The organism is Dactylosporangium sp. CA-139114 (genome assembly GCF_050955725.1).
Taxonomy (GTDB): domain Bacteria; phylum Actinomycetota; class Actinomycetes; order Mycobacteriales; family Micromonosporaceae; genus Dactylosporangium.
Genome location: NZ_CP192080.1, coordinates 3,962,009 through 3,979,520, shown reverse-complemented (window position 1 = coordinate 3,979,520; position 17,512 = coordinate 3,962,009). Strand labels below are relative to the sequence as shown.

Sequence of the window (17,512 nt, the reverse complement as noted above, 5' to 3'; positions counted from 1 at the left end):
TCGGCGGGCTAGGACTGGGCGGTCAGCCGGAACGACTGGGCGCCCGAGCCGTTGCACGTCCACTGCTGCAGCTGCACGCCGTCCGCCGTCGACGCGCTCGGCACGTCCAGGCACTTGCCGCTGTTGCGGCTGACGAAGTGGTAGTAGCCGCCGCCCTCGGAGACCGGCAGCCACTGCTGGTTGTTGCCGCCGCCGTAGGCCCACAGGTGCACGAGCGCCCCGTCCGCGGTGGAGACGCCGTCGACGTCGAGCACCTGGGCCGAGTTGTTGCGGTTGTTGATGCGCACGTAGCCGCCGCTGGTCGGCTGGAACAGGTACTGCTGCGCGAACGTGTTGTTGCAGGTGTACTGCTGGATCGCGGTGCCGTTCGCGGTGCCCGACGAGCGCGCGTCGACGCACTTGCCGCTGGTCTTGTTCACCGTGCTGTACCAGGTGCTCGACGAGATCGTCCCGCCCGTGCCGCCACCGGCCCCGAACGGGCTGAGGATGATGGAGGCCGAGCGCGGGTCGGAGTCGGTGACCAGCGACTCGAAGTGCCCGACGTCGTCGAACGGGAACGCGTACGCCCGCCCGTCGGCCATGTTCGCGTGGATGATCCGCGCGTACTGGTTCGTCGGGCTGTTCTTGTAGAAGCCGGCCGAGTTCAGGTCCGGCTGGGTGTCGACGGTGCCGAGCGTGCCCCGGTTCAGCGCGGCGCACAGCGTGCGGGAGATCGGGCCGACGACCTGGTCGTTCGGGGCCGGCAGGTTGCCCGCGCAGCCCCACACGTCGGCGCTGCTGGGCCGGTTGAACGAGGCGACGACGGCGCCCGAGGCGTTCGTGAACGTCATGGTGCTGCCCGAGGTGCGGCCGAAGTATTTCGTGTTCGGCTGGTCGGCGAACGGCACGACGGTCAGCGTCTTGGACGTGTACGCGTTCCACGCCGTCGTGATGTAGGAGTCCATGAGCGTCGGGCTGAGCAGCCCGGCCCCGGCCGCCTTGCCCGGCGACAGCACGCGCAGCACGGTGCCGTCCGAGCGCGTGTAGACGGTGTTCGCCCAGCCCGCCTGCGCCTTGATCTGGTTGATGATCGCGTTGCGGCCGTCGTTGACGAGGTCGCCCTCGCGCTGGGTGGCGCCGCTGGCCCCGGTGACCGTCACGGCGTGCGGCACCGCGAACATGTCGACCTGGCTGCTGTTGATCCACAGGCCGTCGTCGTTGTAGGTGAACTCGCTCCAGTCGAACAGGACGTTCTGGTTCGGGTCCCCCGCCGCCCAGGGAGCGGGCTGCACGAGCCCGTCCGGGGTCAGGAGGAACTTCAGCTTCTCACCGAGGGAGAAGTACACCCGTCCGGAGAAGCCGCGGGGGAACTTCAGCGTGGTCGAGCCCCCGTTGCCGGGGCCGGCGATGGAGACGTCCGGGGCCGGCGAGGGCGGGATCTGCCCGCCGCTCCACGCGGTGAACGTCCCGGCGGCGTTGACGTAGCCGAGGCGGCCGCTGCTGAGCTGGACGCCGAGCACGTACAGGTAGACCGCGTCGCCGCGGCCGGTGGTGTTGGAGACGGTGACGGGCAGCAGGCTCGGGCCGATGGCGTGCGCGGCCGGGGCGGCGGCGACGGCTCCGGCAGTGCCGGCCAGGGCCAGCGCGCCGAGCAGCCCGAGCAGTCTTCGTCTGAGGAGCATGGCGGTGTCCTCCAGTGCGGACGGGCGTCAGAGAGCGCTCTCAGAACTCGGGGTACGAGGGCGGGGCGGAGCCTGAGAGCGCTCTCACCATATCGATCGGTAAAGATTGTTGTCAATGGAGCCCACCGGTGTGACTCGATCTCCCCGGTGGACCGTTTGACCAGCTACACCGATGCCTGCCAGTCGCAGCCGCGGCCCGGCCCGCTCGCCGCCGGGCCGCGCCCGACCGGCCCGCAGGCGGTGATGCCCGCCGCCGTGTGGCGCCTCGCCGCGTGGTCCCCCGCCGCCACCCCCGGCCGGCGCGCGGACTTCGCCCACGCCGGCAGCTTCGGCGGCGACGACCCGGTGCAGGACGTGGCGGCGCTGCTCGCCGAGTGGCTACCGGCCGCCGACGACCGCGGGCGCGCCCTGCGCGCGGACTGGGACGGCGACGCGGAGATCGGCACCGTCGTGCTCACCGGTGCCCGCACGGTGGCGGTGCTGGACGTTGACGTGCGCTGCTGAGACCGACCACGACGCATCGGCCGCCTACGGATGCAGGATCGAGGCCAGGAACCGCAGGCGCTCGGCGTCCTGGACGGTCTCGCCGCCCTCGTGGCCGTTGAAGTGGTAGACCTCGATCCGCTTCGGGCCCGCGTAGTTGTGGTAGGCGCCGTAGACGGTCGAGGGCGGGCACGTGGTGTCCATCATCGCGACGCTGAACAGGATCGGGGCGCTCGCGCGCCTGGCGAAGTGCACGCCGTCGAAGTGCCCGAGCGTGCCGAACACCGTGTCCACCCGGTCGCGGTGGACCTTCAGGTAGGCGGCCACCTCGAGATAGGGGCCGGTCGCGGCCCGCTCGGCGCCGCGGCGCATGTCGCACAGGAACGGCACGTCGGCGGCGGCCGCGGCGAGGTCCGGCACGAGGCCGGCCACGGCGAGGGTCAGCCCGCCGCCCTGGCTGATCCCGGTGACCGCGACCCGCGCCGGGTCGACGAGGGGGTGGCTGCGGGCCGCGTGCACGGCCCGCACCGCGTCGGTGATGACCCGCCGGTAGAAGTGCCGGGACGGGTCGAGGATGCCCCGGGTCATGAAGCCCGGGTGCTGCGGCCCGGAGCCCTCGGGCTCGGGGTCCCCGGTGTCGCCGCGCCGCCAGCCGCTGCCCTGGCCGCGCACGTCGACGAACAGGTGGGCGTAGCCGGCCGAGGCGTAGAGCAGGCAGTCCTCCGGCAGGCCGCGGCCGCCGTTGTACCCCGGGAACTCCACCACGCACGGCAGCGGCCCCTCGGCCCCGGCCGGCACGACGAACCACCCGCGCACCGGGTGGTCGTCGTAGCCGGGGAAGCTCACGTCGTACACCCGCAGCGTCTTGAGGCTCGTCTCGACGGGCTCGAACGAGGCCGGGCCGGGGGGTGTGCGCACGTCCGCCCAGAACGCGTCGAAACCGGCCGGCTCGACGGCCCGGCTGCGATAGGTGAGGCAGTCCTCGTGCGTGAGGTCGGACAGCGGCACGGCGTCGTCAGCCTTTCAGTCCCGTGTGGGCGAGCCCCTCGATGAACTGACGCTGGGCGATGACGAACACGACGAGGACCGGGACCGCGGTCAGCGTCGCCGCCGACAGCTGCACGTTCCACGCCGGGCCGCCGTAGGCGTCGACGAACTGGGTGAGCGCCTGCGGCAGCGTGAACTTCGAGGGGGTGGAGAGGAACACGATCGGTTCAAGATACAGGTTCCAGCTGTGCAGGAAGGTGAAGATCGCGACCGCCCCGAGGGCCGGGCGCGACAACGGCAGGGCGATGCGGCGGAACAGCCCGAAGCGGCTCAGCCCGTCCATGCGGCCGGCCTCCTCCAGCTCGGGCGGCAGCGCGATGAAGAACTGCCGCATGATGAACGTCGCCAGCACGCTCGGGGCGCCGAAGATCGGCACCAGGATGAGCGGCCAGTGCGTGTCGATCATGTTCCAGCGCTGGAACATCTGGAACAGCGGCACGATCGTCACCTCGCTGGGCACCAGCAGGCCGGTGAGCACCAGCAGGAACAGCGCGTTCTGGCCGCGGAAGCGGATGCGGGCGAACGCGTAGCCGGCCAGCGAGGACACCGCGAGCGTGCCGACCGTGCACACGATCGCGATGTACATGCTGTTGAGGTACTGCTGCGCGAACGGCTGCGCCTCGAACACCTGCTTGTAGGCGGAGAAGTCGACGCTGGTCGGGATGAGCGTGGGCGGGAACTTGAAGACCTCGTTCACCGGCTTCACCGACGACGTCGCCATCCACCAGGTCGGGAAGACGAACGGGATCGCCAGCACGCACAGCAGGCCGTAGAGCGCCGTCTTCAGGCGCCAGGTCTTCTTATGACTCATGGAACACCCATCGCTTGCGCAGCTGCCACTGCACGGTGGTCAGGATCAGGACGATGGCGAACAGCACCAGCGAGAGCGTGGCGCCGTAGCCGAAGTGATGGAACTGGAAGGCCTGCTGGTAGAGGTAGTAGACGAGCACGGTGGTCGAGGTGCCCGGCCCGCCCTGGGTGAGCACCGCGATCTGGGCGAACACCTGCAGCGAGCCGACCACCGTGATGATCGACGTGAGCAGGATCGTCGGGCTGATCATCGGCACGGTGATGCTGCGGAAGGCCCGCCAGGCGCTCGCCCCGTCGAGGCGGGCCGCCTCGTAGAGCTCGGACGGCACGCCCTGCAGCGCGGCCAGGAACAGCACCATGTTCAGCCCGACGTTCTTGACCACCTGCACGACGACGACCGAGATCATCGCGGTGACGTCCCCGCGCAGCCAGTTGGGCCCGTGCACGCCGACGGTGTCGAGGATGCCGTTGACGCCGCCGTTGTCCTGCAGCAGGAAGCCCCATACGATCGTCCACGCCACCATGGAGACCACGACCGGCGAGAAGAACAGGGTGCGGAACACCACCGTGCCGCGCAAACGCTGGTTGAGCAGCACCGCCAGCAGCAGCGCCAGGCTGAGGTTGAGCACGAGCAGCCCGGCGGAGAACAGCCCGGTGGCGGCGAGGACCTTCGGCAGGTTGGGGTCGTCGGCGAGCTGCCGGTAGTTGTCCCCGCCGACGAAGTTGAACTCGTCGGCGAGGACGTTCCACTCGTGCAAGCTGTACCACGCGACCAGCACCAGCGGGACGAGCACGAACACGACCGTGCCCGCCAGCTGCGGCGCGATGAACAGATAGCCGGCCAGATGGTCGCGCCGGCGCGCGGTCCAGAATCGCATCGTTACTTGGCCAGCAGGGGCTTCACGCCGGTGCAGACGTTGTCCAGCACGCTCTTGACGTTCGCGTCGGGCTTCCACAGCGGGTCGAGCGACGCGCGGACGTTCTGCGCGATCTCGGCCGAGCCGGTGTGGCTGGGCTTGACCACGCCGGTGGAGATGCCGTCGATGACGACCGACTGCAGCTGCGTGGGCTTGAGCAGCGGGTTGGTCTTGGCCATGGTCTCGGCGTTGAGCTGGCTCTTGCGGGCCGGCGGGAAGTACTGCGCGAGCTTGCCGCTGTTGGCCGGGTTGGTGAAGAAGGTCAGGAAGTCCGCGGCCGTGGCGGCGTGCTTGCTCTTCTTGAGCACCCCGAGGCCGGCCTGGCCGACGACCGAGTACTTGCCCTTGGGCCCGGCCGGCAGGGGCACCAGGTCCCAGCCGAACTTGGCGTCCTTGAGCAGCGAGGCGCGCGAGATCTGGGTGACCGTCATCGCCGACTGCCCGGCGAAGAAGTCCGCGGCCACGCCCGGGCCGGGCATCGCCTTGTCGGTGAAGACGGCCTTGTGCAGGGCGGTCATCGCGTCGACCATCTCGGGGGCGTTGAACCCGCACGTCTTGCCGTCGGCGCTCCAGGCCTGCGCGCCCCAGCCGGTCCAGACGGTCGAGAGGTTGCTCCAGGTCTTGTAGTCGAAGTCGCGGACCACGATCCCGGCGGTGCCGGTCTTCGCGTTGACCGCCGCGCCCTCGGCGAAGGCCTTGTCCCAGGTCCAGGTGCCGGCGGTGACGAGGTCGGCCGGGTTGTCCTGGCCCGCCTGCTTGAGCAGTTCGGTGTTCACGAACATGCCGAACGGGGAGGTCGAGAACGGGTAGGCGTAGAGCTTCCCGCCGTTCTGCCACAGCTTCGTGGCGGCCGGGGCGAGGTCGTCGGCCTGCTCGATCTTGTCCAGCGGCAGCAGCGCGCCCGAGCCGACGAAGTCCGGCGCCGAGTCCTCGAGGATCCAGGCGAGGTCCGGCCCGTTGCCGCCGGCGATCTGGGTGGTGAGCGTGGTCGAGTACGACTCGAACGGCAGCGGGTCGAACTTCACGCTGACGTTCGGGTGGGCCGTCTTGTACTCGGCGGCGATGTCGTTGAAGAGCTTGAGGTGGGCCTCGTTGGCCGACCAGATGGTCATGCGCAGCTCGACCGGGCCGGTCTCCTCGGCGGCGGGCGTGCTGCCCTTACCGTCGCCGCAGGCGGCCAGGGCGAGCAGCGACAGGGCTGCTATCGCGACGCGGAACTTCATCGGGTTCTCCTTGGTGGGGGTGTCAGTAGCCGGCGACGTCGGGCCAGGCCCGCTCGACCCCGTCGCGGTCGAGGCGGGCCTGGAACTCGGCGAGCAGGCCGGGGGTGTTGCGCACCGCGCGCGGGGAGCATGCGCGGTCCAGGCAGAACGCGGCCAGCGCACCGGCGGCCTCGCCCGCGTTCCACTCGACGGGGTGCAGGCGGTAGGCGCCGTTGGTGATGTGGGTCGTGCCGATGTTCTTGCCGGCGGCCAGGATGTTGTCCATCCGGCGCGGGATGAGCGCGCCGAGCGGGATCTGGAACGGGCAGCAGCCGACGTCGATGTAGTGGTCGCCGCCGGTCGAGGGGTGCAGGTCGATGCGGTACATCCCGACGCCGACCGAGTCGTGGTAGGCCACCGCCCCCTTGTCGCCGCGCACGGCGAGGGCCAGGTCCTGCTCGACGACCGTGGTCTCGGCGAGGATGCGCCGGGACTCGCGGATGTAGGGCGCCTGGGCCAGCCCGTCGGCGCTGCCGGTCACGTCGCCGCGCAGCCGCAGGCCGGGGAAGCCGGTCCCGCCGTCGGGGCGCGGGGCCTCGGTCTGCAGCCAGTACAGCACCGAGAACGCCTGCTCCCGGGCCGCGGCCAGGTGCTTCGCGGCGTCGGGCACGTCGATGACCGGGTGCTCGAAGTAGTCCAGCATCGGCCAGTTGACCAGGCAGATGTCGGACTCGTAGGCGTCCGGCAGGAAGAGGTTGCGCGCGGCGATGCGCCGGAACGTCCACAGGTTGTGGTCGCCCGGGTTGCGGCGCTGGTCGGCGTCGACGGCGAGCGGGTCGTCGTCCGGGTTCGGGTCGAAGATCCGCTCGGTCGGCTCCAGCGTGCGCGGGCTCGGCGCACGGAACGACAGCAGCGGGCCGCCCCAGAACGGCGGGGCGTAGTCGCGCCAGAAGTCGTAGCGGGCAGGGCGGTCGATGGTGTGGTCGCCGTCGACGTGGTCGACCGCGAAGCACACCGAGACGGCCTGCATGTTGGCCGGCTGGGCGATCGCGGGGGCGCTCGGCTCGCCGGTGTCGGCCTGCGACTCGAAGCCGGTGACGTATTCGGTGCCGGTCAGCGGCAGCAGGTCGCCGGTCTCGGTGGCGTCGAGGACGTAGGCGGCGGTCACGTCGAGCGTCTCGCCCGTGTCGCGATGGCGCAGGGTCACCGCGGTGACCCGGTCGCCGTCGGTGGCCGCGGCCGCGGGCACGTACGGCTGCAGCACGGTCAGGACGCCCTTGCTGCGGTAGGGCATGAGCATCGCCTCGAGCACGGCCACCGCGACCCGGGGCTCGTGACAGAGCCGGCTCACGTGCCCGGCGCCCGGGTTCAGGTCGCCCCAGGCGCGCGCCGCGGCGGTGAGCGGGTAGTGGCGCCGGTAGTAGTCGCGGATGCCGTCCCGCAGGGCGCGGTAGCTGGCCGTGATGCCGAACCGTTCCACCCACGAGTGCTCGTCCGGCGGCACCGCCTGGCTGGTGAGCTGGCCGCCGATCCAGTCGTACTCCTCCGTGAGCACGACCCGCCGGCCCGCCCGCAGCGCCGCGAGCGCCGCGGCGACCCCGCCGAGACCGCCGCCGACGATCAGGACTTCAGTCTTCATGTCCAACTTTCCTTGAGGGTGGTGCCGGGGATGAGCTCGCAGGGCAGCAGCCGCTGCCGCTGGGTCTTCTGGCCGTCGATGAGGGCGGTGAGCACCTCGAGGGCCTGGGCCCCCATCGCTCGGCGGGGTATCTCGAAACCGGTGAACTGCGTGCCGGTCGGGTCCGTCACGTGCCTGGTCGGCTGCCCGAGCGTGACGATGGACAGGTCGGGCCGCGCGCCGGACGGGGAGTTCGCGCCGATGGCCGCGGCCAGGGCGACGCCGTCGCTGTGCTCCTCGGCGAACACCGCCGTCGCGCCGCTGGCCAGCACCGCGCCGAGGTCGTCGGGCGGCAGGTGCAGCCCGGTGATCCCGGCCTCGGCCACGCCCCGGGCGAAGCCCGCCTTGCGGTCGGTGTGCGACTCCGGCCCCTCTCCCTGGCCGATGTAGACCAGCCGGGTGTGCCCGAGCTCGACCGCCCGGCGCACGAGGGCCTCGGTCGCCCCCGCGTAGTCGGCGCCGACGTACGGCACCGGCCCGCCGGCGTCGTCGCGCCGGCCGACCGAGACGAACGGGAACCCGTCCGCGACCAGCCGGGCCAGCTCGTCACGGTCGAGCACGCGACCGATCAGGATGCAGCCGTCGGCCAGCCGCAGCCGGTTGCCCTCGTGGAAGATGCGCCGGCGCCCGTCGACCACCGGGGCGCTGGTCAGCAGGAGCAGGTCGCTGCCCAGGGCCTCGGCCCGCTCCTCGATGCCGACCAGGAACGGGTGGTAGAAGTCGCTGTTGCCGGCCGGGAAGACCGGCTCGTAGGTGAACACGCCGATGATCCGGTTGTCCCGCGCGGCGAGCCGGCGGGCGATCGGGTCGGCGACGTAGCCGCTGTCCCGGATCGCCTGCAGCACCCGCTCGCGGGTCTCCGGCGCGATTCGCACGTCGCCGTCGGAGCGGCCGTTGAGCACGAGCGACACCGTCGCCTGGCTGACGCCGGTCATGCGGGCGATGTCCCGCTGGGTCAGGCGCCGGGGAGTTGCGGTCACGTGGCCGTCCGATCCGTGCTAATGCGCATTATCAGCCGTTGGCCAGTGATCCTGAACCCTGCGGCGAGGTTTCGTCAAGCCCGAACGCTCGCTGATAATTCGTATTAGCACCTTGACCGCGGGCGCGCGCCGGTCAGACACTCCCATCCATGAATCGCCGCCAACTGCTCAAGGGAGCGGCTCTGAGCACCGGCGCCGCCGCCATCGGCGCCCTGCACCTGCCCTCCCCGGCGTCCGCCGCGCCGGCCGGATTCCCCAACTACCAGTACATCGGCGTGCCGTTCAACAAGTCGGCACTGCGCTACAACCCGACCAACGAGCTCATCTTCCCGTGCATCCGGGGCGTCTACGACAAGATCACCGGCGGCCTCGGCCGCTACTACCTCTACTACGCGCCGCACGAGAAGCCGGGCGGCATCTGCCTGGCCTACGGCAACTCGCTGAGCGGCCCCTTCACCGAGTACGCGGCCAACCCGATCATCAGCAACACCTGGTCGCCGTACTACTCGGTCAGCCACGTGTCGTCGCCGCACGTGCTGTGGAGCGCGTCGAACAAAAAGTTCTACTGCTACTTCCACGGCGAGAACAACACGACCCGGATGGCCTGGTCGACCGACGGCATCCACTACACCTACTTCGGCGTGGTGCTGAGCACGTCGATGGTGCCCGGCACGACCGAGACCTCCTACGCCCGCGTCTTCGAGCACACCGTCACGGGCCTGGGCAACACGTACGTCATGCTGTTCATGGGCGTCACGAGCGGCACCCGCAAGATCTTCTGGGGCTGGTCGTCGGACGCCAAGAGCTGGCAGTTCGATCCGACCCCGCTGGTCACCCCCGGCCCGGACGGCCAGACCGACATCTCGGGCGCGCACCTGCTCAAGCGCAACGGCACCGCGTACGTCGTCTACCACGGCAACGGCGGGAACCAGTTCATCACCGAGGTCGGCAACGCCTTCGACCGCGAGGTGCACCTGGGCGTGTTCCACGCCGCGCGGTCGGGGGCGCCGGACAACGGGCGCAGCGCGGCCCCGTCGTTCGGCACCGACGGCGGCGTGGAGTACATGTTCTACGAGGCCGGCGCGCGTCTGTCGGCCACGATCGCGGTCGCCCGGGCGGTGTGAACGATCGGATGTGCCCGCCCGGCCCCGGCCCCCGGCCCGGGAGCCGGGCGGGCGCTCATCCGCCCGCGGTCTGCAGGCCGCGGGCGCGGTCGCGGTCGGGACGGAAGGGCCCGACGGTGTTCCCGTCCGGCGTCACGAGCTCGTAGCTGGACTCGGAGACCGGCTGCCAGGCACCGACCAGGCCGCCCAGCGGCTCCGACACCACGATCCGGGTGGGCTCCGACACCCGCTGCAGCACCGGGTTCTCCGGATACATGGTGCGCAGCGTGTCGACCTCGGTGCTGCAGTACAGCGAGCGGCTGACGTGCTCGCTGGAGTACCGGAACGCCCACAGCCGCTCGCCGTCGGTGGTGGCGACCGTCATCTGCACCGGGTGCTCGATGCCCTGCCGCCTGCCCTCGTCCTCGACGAAGGCGACCATGCGCTCCACCGCGCCGACCGGGTCGCGGGGCAGGCCGAACGTCAGCGCCAGGTAGAACATGAGCTCGGAGTCGGTCGAGCCGCCGATGTACGGGTACAGCGTGGGCTCGACGGCGAGCGTGAGGGTGCGCTTGAGCTCGGTGTAGCCGCGGATGCGCCCGTTGTGCAGCCACAGCCAGCGGCCGTGGCGGAACGGATGGCAGTTCGTCTGCTGCACCGGGGTGCCGGTGCTCGCCCGGATGTGGGCCAGGAACAGCCCGCTGCGCACCGAGCGCGACAGCTCGCGCAGGTTGTCGTCGCCCCACGCCGGTCCGGTCCCGCGGAACAGCGTCGGCTCGTCGTCGGCGCCCGGCGTGTACCAGCCGACGCCGAACCCGTCGCCGTTGGTGGTGCCGACCCCGAGCCGGGAGTGCATGCTCTGGTCGATCAGCGAGTGCTCGGGCTTGTAGAGCAGGTCCTCGAGCGCGATCGGCGAGCCGAAATAGGCGAGCCATCGGCACATCTCGCACCTCCTCACCCGATCCTCGGCCGCCCCGGGCCCGGCCCCACTCACCCGGCAGGAGTGAGCGGCGCCGGACCGCCGGGCGGCGGGGCGCTCAGGGCAGCAGGGTCCAGGCCGGGTGCAGGCGCCGGGCCGCGCCGACCTCACGGACCGGGCCGACGACCGGGACGCGGACGGCCGTGTGGACGTCGGCGCTGGAGCGGGCGACGAGCAGCTCGATGTCGCCCGGCTCCACGATGCGCCGCCCGTCGCGGCCGGTGTAGGACAGCAGGTCAGCGTGCAGGGTCACCACCAGCGTGCGCGACTCGCCGGGCGCGAGGTCCACCCGCGGGGCCGCGAGCAACTGGCGCACCGGGCGGGCGACCTGGGCCACGGGGTCGTGGGCGTAGACCTGCACGACGGTGCTGACCTCGCGCCCGGCCGGGTTGTGCAGCGGCACCGTCAGCTCGATCTCCCCGTCGGTGGCCCACCCGTCCGGCGAGTGCAGCGACACCGCGCCCCACTCCGCGTCGGCGTAGGCCAGGCCGTGGCCGAACGGGAAGAGCTGGCTCGGGTCCACGGTCGACACCTCGCTGCGCCGGCCCAGGGGCGCGGCGAGGTAGGTGGTGGGCTGGGACGCGCCGGCGCCCGGGAAGCCGACCGGGAGCCGGCCCGACGGGTTCACACGGCCGCTGAGGACGCCGGCGAGCGCGCCGGCGCCCTCCTCGCCCGGGAAGAACGTGCACACCGCGGCGGCGAGCCGGTCGATCTGGCGGGACAGCTCGTATGGGCGCCCGGCCAGCACGACGAGCACGACCGGGGTGCCGGTGGCCAGCAGCGCCTCGAGCAGCTCCTCCTGGCGGCCGGGCAGCCGCAGGTCGCGGGCGTCGCAGCCCTCGCCCGAGGTGCCGGTGCCGAAGAGCCCGGCGAGGTCGCCGAGCACGGCCACGCACACGTCGGCCTCGGCGGCGGTGGCGGCCGCGGCGGCGATGTCCTCGTCGGTGCCGCCGAGGACGGGGCAGCCCTGGGCGTAGGACACCGGGAAGCCGAGGCCGAGCGCGTCCACGATGGACGGTGCCTCGACGCCGAGCTCCAGGCCCTCGTGGTGGATGCCCACGTGGCGCGGGAACGAGTAGCAGCCGAACAGCGCGTCGCCGCGGTGCGCGCCGGGGCCGACGACGGCCAGGCGGGTGCCGGGCGCCAGCGGCAGGGCGCCGGCGTCGTTGCGCAGCAGCACGATCGAGCGCTCGGCGAGACGCCGCGCGATGTCGCGACCCTCGGCATCGTCCAACGGGGACGGTGCGGCGAGGTAGGCGGGCTCGGCCGCGAAGTCCGCGTCGAGCAGGCCGAGCTCGCACTTCTGCCGCAGGATCCGCTCGACCGCGCGGTCGATGAGCGCCTCGTCGACGTCGCCGGCCTCGATGGCCTTGAGCAGGGGGCCGCCGTAGCAGTTCACGCCGGGCAGCTCCACGTCGATGCCGGCCCGCAGCGCGGCGGCGGCGGCCTCGGCCCGGTCGGCCGCGACGCCGTGCAGCGACTCCAGGAACGCGATCGCGAAGTAGTCCGACACGACCGTACCGTCGAAGCCCAGACGATCGCGCAGCACCTCGGTGAGCAGCGTCGGGTCGGCGGCGACCGGCACCCCGTCGATGTCGGTGTAGTTGTTCATCACCGAGCGGGCCCCGGCCCGCAGCGCCATCTCGAACGGGGGCAGCAGCACGTCGGCGAGCTCACGGGGGCCGATCGACACCGGGGCGAGGTTGCGCCCGGCGCGGGAGGCGGAGTAGCCGACGAAGTGCTTGAGGGTGGCCACGATCCCGGCGGACTGCAGCCCGCGCACGTAGGCGGCGCCGATGGTGCCGACGAGGTGCGGGTCCTCGCCGATGGTCTCCTCGACGCGGCCCCAGCGCAGGTCGCGGGCCACGTCGAGGACCGGGGCGAGGCCCTGGTGGATGCCGAGCCGGCGCATGGTGGCCCCGATGTGCGCGCCCATCGCCTCGACCAGCCGCGGGTCGAAGCTCGCGCCCCAGGCCAGCGGCGTCGGGAAGATCGGCGCCCGCCAGGCGGCCAGGCCGGTCAGGCACTCCTCGTGCACGATCGCCGGGATGCCGAAGCGGCCGCCCGCGATGATCTGCCGCTGCAGGTCGGCGACGCGGCGCGCGCCGGCCTCGGGCTCGATCGGGGCGGAGCCGTAGAGCCGGGTCACCTGCCCGAGCCCGTGGCGGACCAGCTCGGTCCAGTCGATGGGATCGGGGGCCTGGTCGTTCTGGTGCGGGGCGACCTCACCGGCGGTGTCGTCGACGTTGAGCCAGGCCCCGTACATCTGCGCCACCTTCTCGCGCAGGGACATCCGCGCCATGAGGTCGGCCACCCGCACGGCGACCGGCTCGCCGGCGTCCCGAAAAGCTTCTGTCACGCTCGTCGCTCCGTTTCCAAGGCCGCGGTGGACTGGCGCACCACGAGACGCGTGGCCAGCCGGACGTGGGTGTTGTCCACGGGCTCGCCGTTCATGAGCTGGATCAGCAGGTCGATCGCCCGGTGCCCCATCTGGTGGATGGGCTGCTCCACCGTGGTCAGCGACGGGGTGGCCAGGGCGGCCTCGGGCACGTTGTCGAAGCCGACCACCGAGAGGTCCTCCGGCACCCGCAGCCCCATCGCGACCGCGACCTCGATGGCCGCGATGGCCGAGGTGTCGTTCGCGGCGAAGAGCGCCGTCGGGCGGTCCGGGCGCTCCAGCAGCCGCCGGGCCGCGGCCGCGGCGTCGTCGGCGTCGTAGTTGCCGGGCTGGATGAGCCCGGGGTCGGGCTCGATGCCGGCCACGGCGAGCTCCTCGCGGTAGCCCTGCTCGCGCAGCTTGGCGGACTCGAGGTCCTCGCGGCCGCCGATGAGGGCGATGCGCCGGTGCCCGAGCTCGACCAGGTGCCGCACGCCCATCCGGGCCCCGGCGAGGTTGTCCGAGTCCACGGTCGGCAGCCCGGTCGGCCCGGTGTGCGGGTCGACGGCGACCACGGCCTGCCCGAACTCGACCTCGACCACGGTCGGGGTGACCAGGATGGCGCCGTCGACCAGGGTGCCGGACAGGCGTGAAAGGTACCGCTGCTCCCATCCGGCGTGATCGACCGTGCGCCCGCCGGCCGAGTACACGACCAGCTCGTACCCGGTGCCCTTGATCGCCTTGGCGGCGCCCTTGAGCAGCTCCGTGGAGAACGGCTCGAGGTCGGCCACGAGGATGCCGATCACGTTGGTCTTGTGGTTGCGCAGGCTCTGCGCGACCAGGCTGGCCTCATAGCCCAGCTCGCGGATGACCGCCTGAACGTGCGCGCTGGTCGCCGCGGACACCCCGTAGCGGGCGTTGAGGACCTTGGACACCGTCGCGACCGAGACGCCGGCGGTGGCCGCCACGTCTCGGATCGTGACTCGGGAACTGGGTTTCACGAGGGCACAATAACGTCCGATAACGTTATCGACAACGATTGACAACCCTCGTAACAAAGGCGCAGACTCTGCGGTCATCGAGGGCCGAGCCCTGTAGCTCGCCCCTGCCCCCGTCAGGAGATGATCACTTTGAACGTCCGCCTGAGCACCCCACGGAGGCTGGCCGCGATCGCCGTCGCGTTGTCGATGGCGCTCCCCTCCCTGACCGCCTGCGGAGACGACAGCAAGGACGCGCCGACCGACGCCAACGCCCCGGTAACGCTCACCTGGTGGCACAACGGCCAGCAGGACCCGGCGCTCGGCGTCTGGCAGTCAGTCGCCGACCAATACCACAAGGACCACCCCAACGTGTCGTTCAAGGTCGAGCCGGCCCAGAACGAGGCGCTGAAGACGAAGATCTCGGTGGCGCTGCAGTCGCCGAACCCGCCCAGCATCTTCCAGCAGTGGGGCGGCGGCGCCCTGGCCACGCAGGTCGAGTCCGGCAAGATCATGGACATGACCGAGCAGGTCAAGCCGTGGATCAGCGAGCTCGGCCAGGCCGCGACCGGCTGGCAGGTCGAGGGCAAGCAGTACGGTATCCCCTACGACCTACACGTCGTGGGCTTCTGGTACCGCAAGGACCTCTTCGAGCAGGCCGGCATCACCGCGCCGCCGAAGACGATGACCGAGCTCAACGATGCGGTCGCCAAGCTCAAGGCCAAGAACATCACGCCGATCTCGATCGGCAGCAAGGACAAGTGGCCGGACGCGTTCTGGTGGTCGTACTTCGCCATCCGTGAGTGCTCCACCGACACCGTCAAGGCCACGGTGAAGAACCTCAAGATGGACGACCCGTGCTGGGTCAAGGCCGGCGAGGACCTCAAGGCGTTCCTGGCCACCAACCCGTTCCAGAACGCGTTCCTGGGCACCCCGGCCCAGCAGGGCGCGGGCAGCTCGGCGGGCCTCGTCGCCAACGGCAAGGCCGCGATGGAGCTGCAGGGCGACTGGGAGCTGCCGACGATGATCCCGCTGACCGAGGACAAGCAGTTCGCCTCGAAGCTCAGCTGGTTCCCGTTCCCGACCATCGAGGGCGGCAAGGGCACGCCCGGCACCGCGCTCGGCGGCGGCGACGGCTTCTCCTGCGCGGTGAAGGCCGGGCCGGCGTGCGCGGACTTCCTGAAGTACATCGCCAGCACCGACGTGCAGACGAAGCTCGTGCAGACGAACACCGCGACGCTGCCGTCGAACCCGAAGGCCATCTCGGCGATCCAGGACCCGTCGCTCAAGACCGTGCAGGAGTACCTCAACTCGGCGCCGTACATCCAGGTGTACTTCGACCAGGCGCTGCCGACGAGCGTGGGCCAGGCGCTGAACGACGCGATCGCGGACTTCTTCGCCGGCAAGGGCTCGCCGCAGGCCATCGTGGACGCCTTCACCAAGGCGGTCGCGAACAAGTGACGCAATCGGGTGGTATCGCCGTGGCGGCGGCACCACCGGCCCGGGCCGGTCGCGCGGCGTCGCGACCGGCCCGCCGGCCGGGCGGGCGCCGCGCGAAGCGGCTCGAGCTCACGCTGCTGCTGACCCCGGCGCTGGTGCTGTTCGTCGGGTTCGTGCTGCTGCCGATCGCGGCGGCCGTCTACTACAGCTTCTACAAGTGGACCGGCTTCAGCCCGGGCACGTGGTTCGGGCTGGGCAACTACTCGCGGGTGCTGCAGGACGAGGTCTTCCTGCACTCGCTGCTGCACAACATCATCATCGCCGTGCTGTCGGTGCTCATCCAGCTGCCGCTGTCGGTCGGCATCGCGCTGCTGCTCAACGGGCGCATCCGCGGCCGGGCGGCGCTGCGGCTCATCGTGTTCGCGCCGTACGTGCTCTCCGAGGCCATCACCGCCGTGGTGTGGCTGCTCATGCTGCAGCCGGACGGGCTGGTCGACCAGATCTTCAAGGCGGCCGGGCTCGGCGGGGTCATCCAGGACTGGCTCGCCGACGGCGACCTGGTGCTCTACACCCTGTTCGTCGTGATCACGTGGAAGTACCTGGGCTTCGGCATCATCCTGCTGCTGGCCGGCCTGCAGAGCATCCCGCCGGAGCTGCGCGAGGCCGCCGCGACCGACGGGGCCACGGCGTGGCAGACCACGCGCAGCATCGTGCTGCCGCTGCTCGGCCCGACGATCCGCATCTGGATCTTCCTGTCCATCATCGGTTCGCTGCAGCTGTTCGACCTGGTCTGGATCATGACGCTGGGCGGCCCCGCGAACGCCTCCAGCACGATGGCCACCTACCTGCTCGACCACGGCTTCAGCCGCTACGAGTTCGGCTACGGCAGCGCGGTCGCCGTCGTGCTCTTCGTCGTGTGCTTCATCTTCGCGCTGGTCTACCAGCGCTTCGCCCTGCGCCGCGACACCGAGGGCGCCCTGACCCGCATCGTGGAGTGACGGCATGGCCAAGCGCACGCTCATCTACCTGGTGGCGTTGGTCGTCGTCGGCGTCACCGTCGTCCCGCTGCTGTTCACCATTCTCGGCGGATTCCGCACCAACGCCCAGATCAACACCTCGCCCGCCGGCTGGCCCGACCCCTGGGTGCTGACCAACTTCACCGACGTGCTGTCCTCGGCGGTCTTCTGGCGGGCCATGGGCAACAGCGCGTTCATCGCCGTCATCGCCACCGCGCTGGCCGTCGGCACGGGGGCGATGGCGGCGTTCGCGTTGTCGCGGTACACGTTCAAGGGCCGCGAGGGCCTCTACACGCTGTTCACCATCGGGCTGCTGTTCCCGGTGACGGCCGCGGCCCTCCCGCTGTATCTCCTGCTGCGCCAGCTCGGCCTGCTCGAGCACCCGCTCGGCGTGGCCCTGCCCGAGGCGGCGTTCTCGCTGCCGATCACCATCGTGATCCTGCGCCCGTTCATGCACGCGATCCCGGGCGAGCTCGAGGACGCGGCGGCCATGGACGGGGCCGGGCGGCTGGGCTTCTTCTGGCGGATCCTGCTGCCGCTGAGCCGGCCGGCGCTCACCACCGTCGCCATCCTCGCGTTCGTGACGAGCTGGAACGCGTATCTGCTGCCGATGCTCGTGCTGTCCGATCCGACGGACTTCACGCTGCCGCTGGGGGTCGCGGCGTTCCAGACGCAGTACTCCCAGGACACCGCGCGCATCCTAGCGTACACGGCGGCCTCGATGATCCCGGCAATCGGCTTCTTCGTGTTCGCGGAACGGCGCATCGTGGGCGGCTTAACGGGTTCAGTAAAAGGCTGAAATATAGGCTGCTGTAAGTTTCACGAATGACGTTTTCGATACC

15 protein-coding genes are annotated in these 17,512 nt (G+C 71.1%); 5 read left to right on the top strand and 10 right to left on the bottom strand.

Annotated elements, in window-relative coordinates; genetic code table 11:
* Window positions 1-8: 8 nt before the first annotated feature.
* Window positions 9-1,661, bottom strand: a complete 1,653-nt coding sequence (locus ACQP2P_RS18105; RefSeq protein ID WP_433617489.1) for a beta-1,3-glucanase family protein — start codon at window positions 1,659-1,661, stop codon at window positions 9-11.
* A gap of 147 nt (window positions 1,662-1,808) precedes the next feature.
* On the opposite strand from ACQP2P_RS18105, the gene ACQP2P_RS18100 reads away from it, so the two are divergent.
* Window positions 1,809-2,165: a hypothetical protein gene (locus ACQP2P_RS18100; protein ID WP_433617487.1), complete on the top strand. Its 357-nt coding sequence runs from the start codon at window positions 1,809-1,811 to the stop codon at window positions 2,163-2,165.
* 24 nt (window positions 2,166-2,189) lie between these two features.
* Here the strand turns inward: ACQP2P_RS18100 and ACQP2P_RS18095 are convergent, their stop codons facing one another.
* From ACQP2P_RS18095 to ACQP2P_RS18070, 6 genes are read right to left on the bottom strand one after another with little or no spacing between them, the layout of a single operon-like run.
* Window positions 2,190-3,152, bottom strand: coding sequence for an acetylxylan esterase (locus tag ACQP2P_RS18095; protein ID WP_433617486.1), 963 nt, complete (start codon window positions 3,150-3,152; stop codon window positions 2,190-2,192).
* A gap of 7 nt (window positions 3,153-3,159) precedes the next feature.
* Window positions 3,160-4,002, bottom strand: coding sequence for a carbohydrate ABC transporter permease (locus tag ACQP2P_RS18090; protein ID WP_433076051.1), 843 nt, complete (start codon window positions 4,000-4,002; stop codon window positions 3,160-3,162).
* Complete coding sequence (locus ACQP2P_RS18085) at window positions 3,992-4,879, bottom strand: carbohydrate ABC transporter permease (protein ID WP_433617483.1); 888 nt, start codon at window positions 4,877-4,879, stop codon at window positions 3,992-3,994. The genes ACQP2P_RS18090 and ACQP2P_RS18085 overlap by 11 nt, the downstream gene beginning before the upstream one ends.
* A gap of 2 nt (window positions 4,880-4,881) precedes the next feature.
* Window positions 4,882-6,141: an ABC transporter substrate-binding protein gene (locus tag ACQP2P_RS18080; RefSeq protein WP_433617481.1), complete on the bottom strand. Its 1,260-nt coding sequence runs from the start codon at window positions 6,139-6,141 to the stop codon at window positions 4,882-4,884.
* Window positions 6,142-6,163: 22 nt separating this feature from the next.
* Complete coding sequence (locus ACQP2P_RS18075) at window positions 6,164-7,759, bottom strand: FAD-dependent oxidoreductase (RefSeq protein WP_433617480.1); 1,596 nt, start codon at window positions 7,757-7,759, stop codon at window positions 6,164-6,166.
* Window positions 7,756-8,778, bottom strand: a complete 1,023-nt coding sequence (locus ACQP2P_RS18070; RefSeq protein ID WP_433617479.1) for a LacI family DNA-binding transcriptional regulator — start codon at window positions 8,776-8,778, stop codon at window positions 7,756-7,758. The genes ACQP2P_RS18075 and ACQP2P_RS18070 overlap by 4 nt, the downstream gene beginning before the upstream one ends.
* 149 nt (window positions 8,779-8,927) lie before the next feature.
* Between ACQP2P_RS18070 and ACQP2P_RS18065 the strand changes: the two genes are divergently transcribed.
* Window positions 8,928-9,902: a twin-arginine translocation signal domain-containing protein gene (locus ACQP2P_RS18065; protein WP_433617478.1), complete on the top strand. Its 975-nt coding sequence runs from the start codon at window positions 8,928-8,930 to the stop codon at window positions 9,900-9,902.
* A 55-nt stretch (window positions 9,903-9,957) separates the two neighbouring features.
* Here ACQP2P_RS18065 and ACQP2P_RS18060 read toward each other — a convergent pair whose 3' ends face one another.
* The 3 genes from ACQP2P_RS18060 to ACQP2P_RS18050 all read right to left on the bottom strand — a co-directional run bounded on the left by ACQP2P_RS18060 (window position 9,958) and on the right by ACQP2P_RS18050 (window position 14,205).
* The gene (locus tag ACQP2P_RS18060) at window positions 9,958-10,824 is read right to left on the bottom strand and encodes a class II glutamine amidotransferase (RefSeq protein WP_433617477.1); all 867 of its coding nucleotides are present in this window, start codon (window positions 10,822-10,824) and stop codon (window positions 9,958-9,960) included.
* Between the two features lie 94 nt (window positions 10,825-10,918).
* A complete protein-coding gene (locus ACQP2P_RS18055) occupies window positions 10,919-13,219 on the bottom strand; it encodes a beta-glucosidase family protein (RefSeq protein WP_433617475.1) in 2,301 nt (766 codons plus the stop codon).
* Window positions 13,216-14,205, bottom strand: coding sequence for a LacI family DNA-binding transcriptional regulator (locus tag ACQP2P_RS18050; protein ID WP_433617473.1), 990 nt, complete (start codon window positions 14,203-14,205; stop codon window positions 13,216-13,218). The genes ACQP2P_RS18055 and ACQP2P_RS18050 overlap by 4 nt, the downstream gene beginning before the upstream one ends.
* Before the next feature lie 153 nt (window positions 14,206-14,358).
* On the opposite strand from ACQP2P_RS18050, the gene ACQP2P_RS18045 reads away from it, so the two are divergent.
* Genes ACQP2P_RS18045 through ACQP2P_RS18035 form a run of 3 tightly spaced genes read left to right on the top strand, consistent with a single transcriptional unit; the run spans window position 14,359 to window position 17,469 of the window.
* Window positions 14,359-15,675 carry an ABC transporter substrate-binding protein gene (locus tag ACQP2P_RS18045; protein ID WP_433617472.1) on the top strand — a complete coding sequence of 439 codons (1,317 nt, stop codon included), beginning with the start codon at window positions 14,359-14,361 and terminating at the stop codon, window positions 15,673-15,675.
* 20 nt (window positions 15,676-15,695) lie between these two features.
* Window positions 15,696-16,652, top strand: a complete 957-nt coding sequence (locus ACQP2P_RS18040; protein WP_433617470.1) for a carbohydrate ABC transporter permease — start codon at window positions 15,696-15,698, stop codon at window positions 16,650-16,652.
* A gap of 4 nt (window positions 16,653-16,656) precedes the next feature.
* Window positions 16,657-17,469, top strand: a complete 813-nt coding sequence (locus ACQP2P_RS18035) for a carbohydrate ABC transporter permease (protein WP_433617469.1) — start codon at window positions 16,657-16,659, stop codon at window positions 17,467-17,469.
* Window positions 17,470-17,512 lie beyond the last annotated feature (43 nt).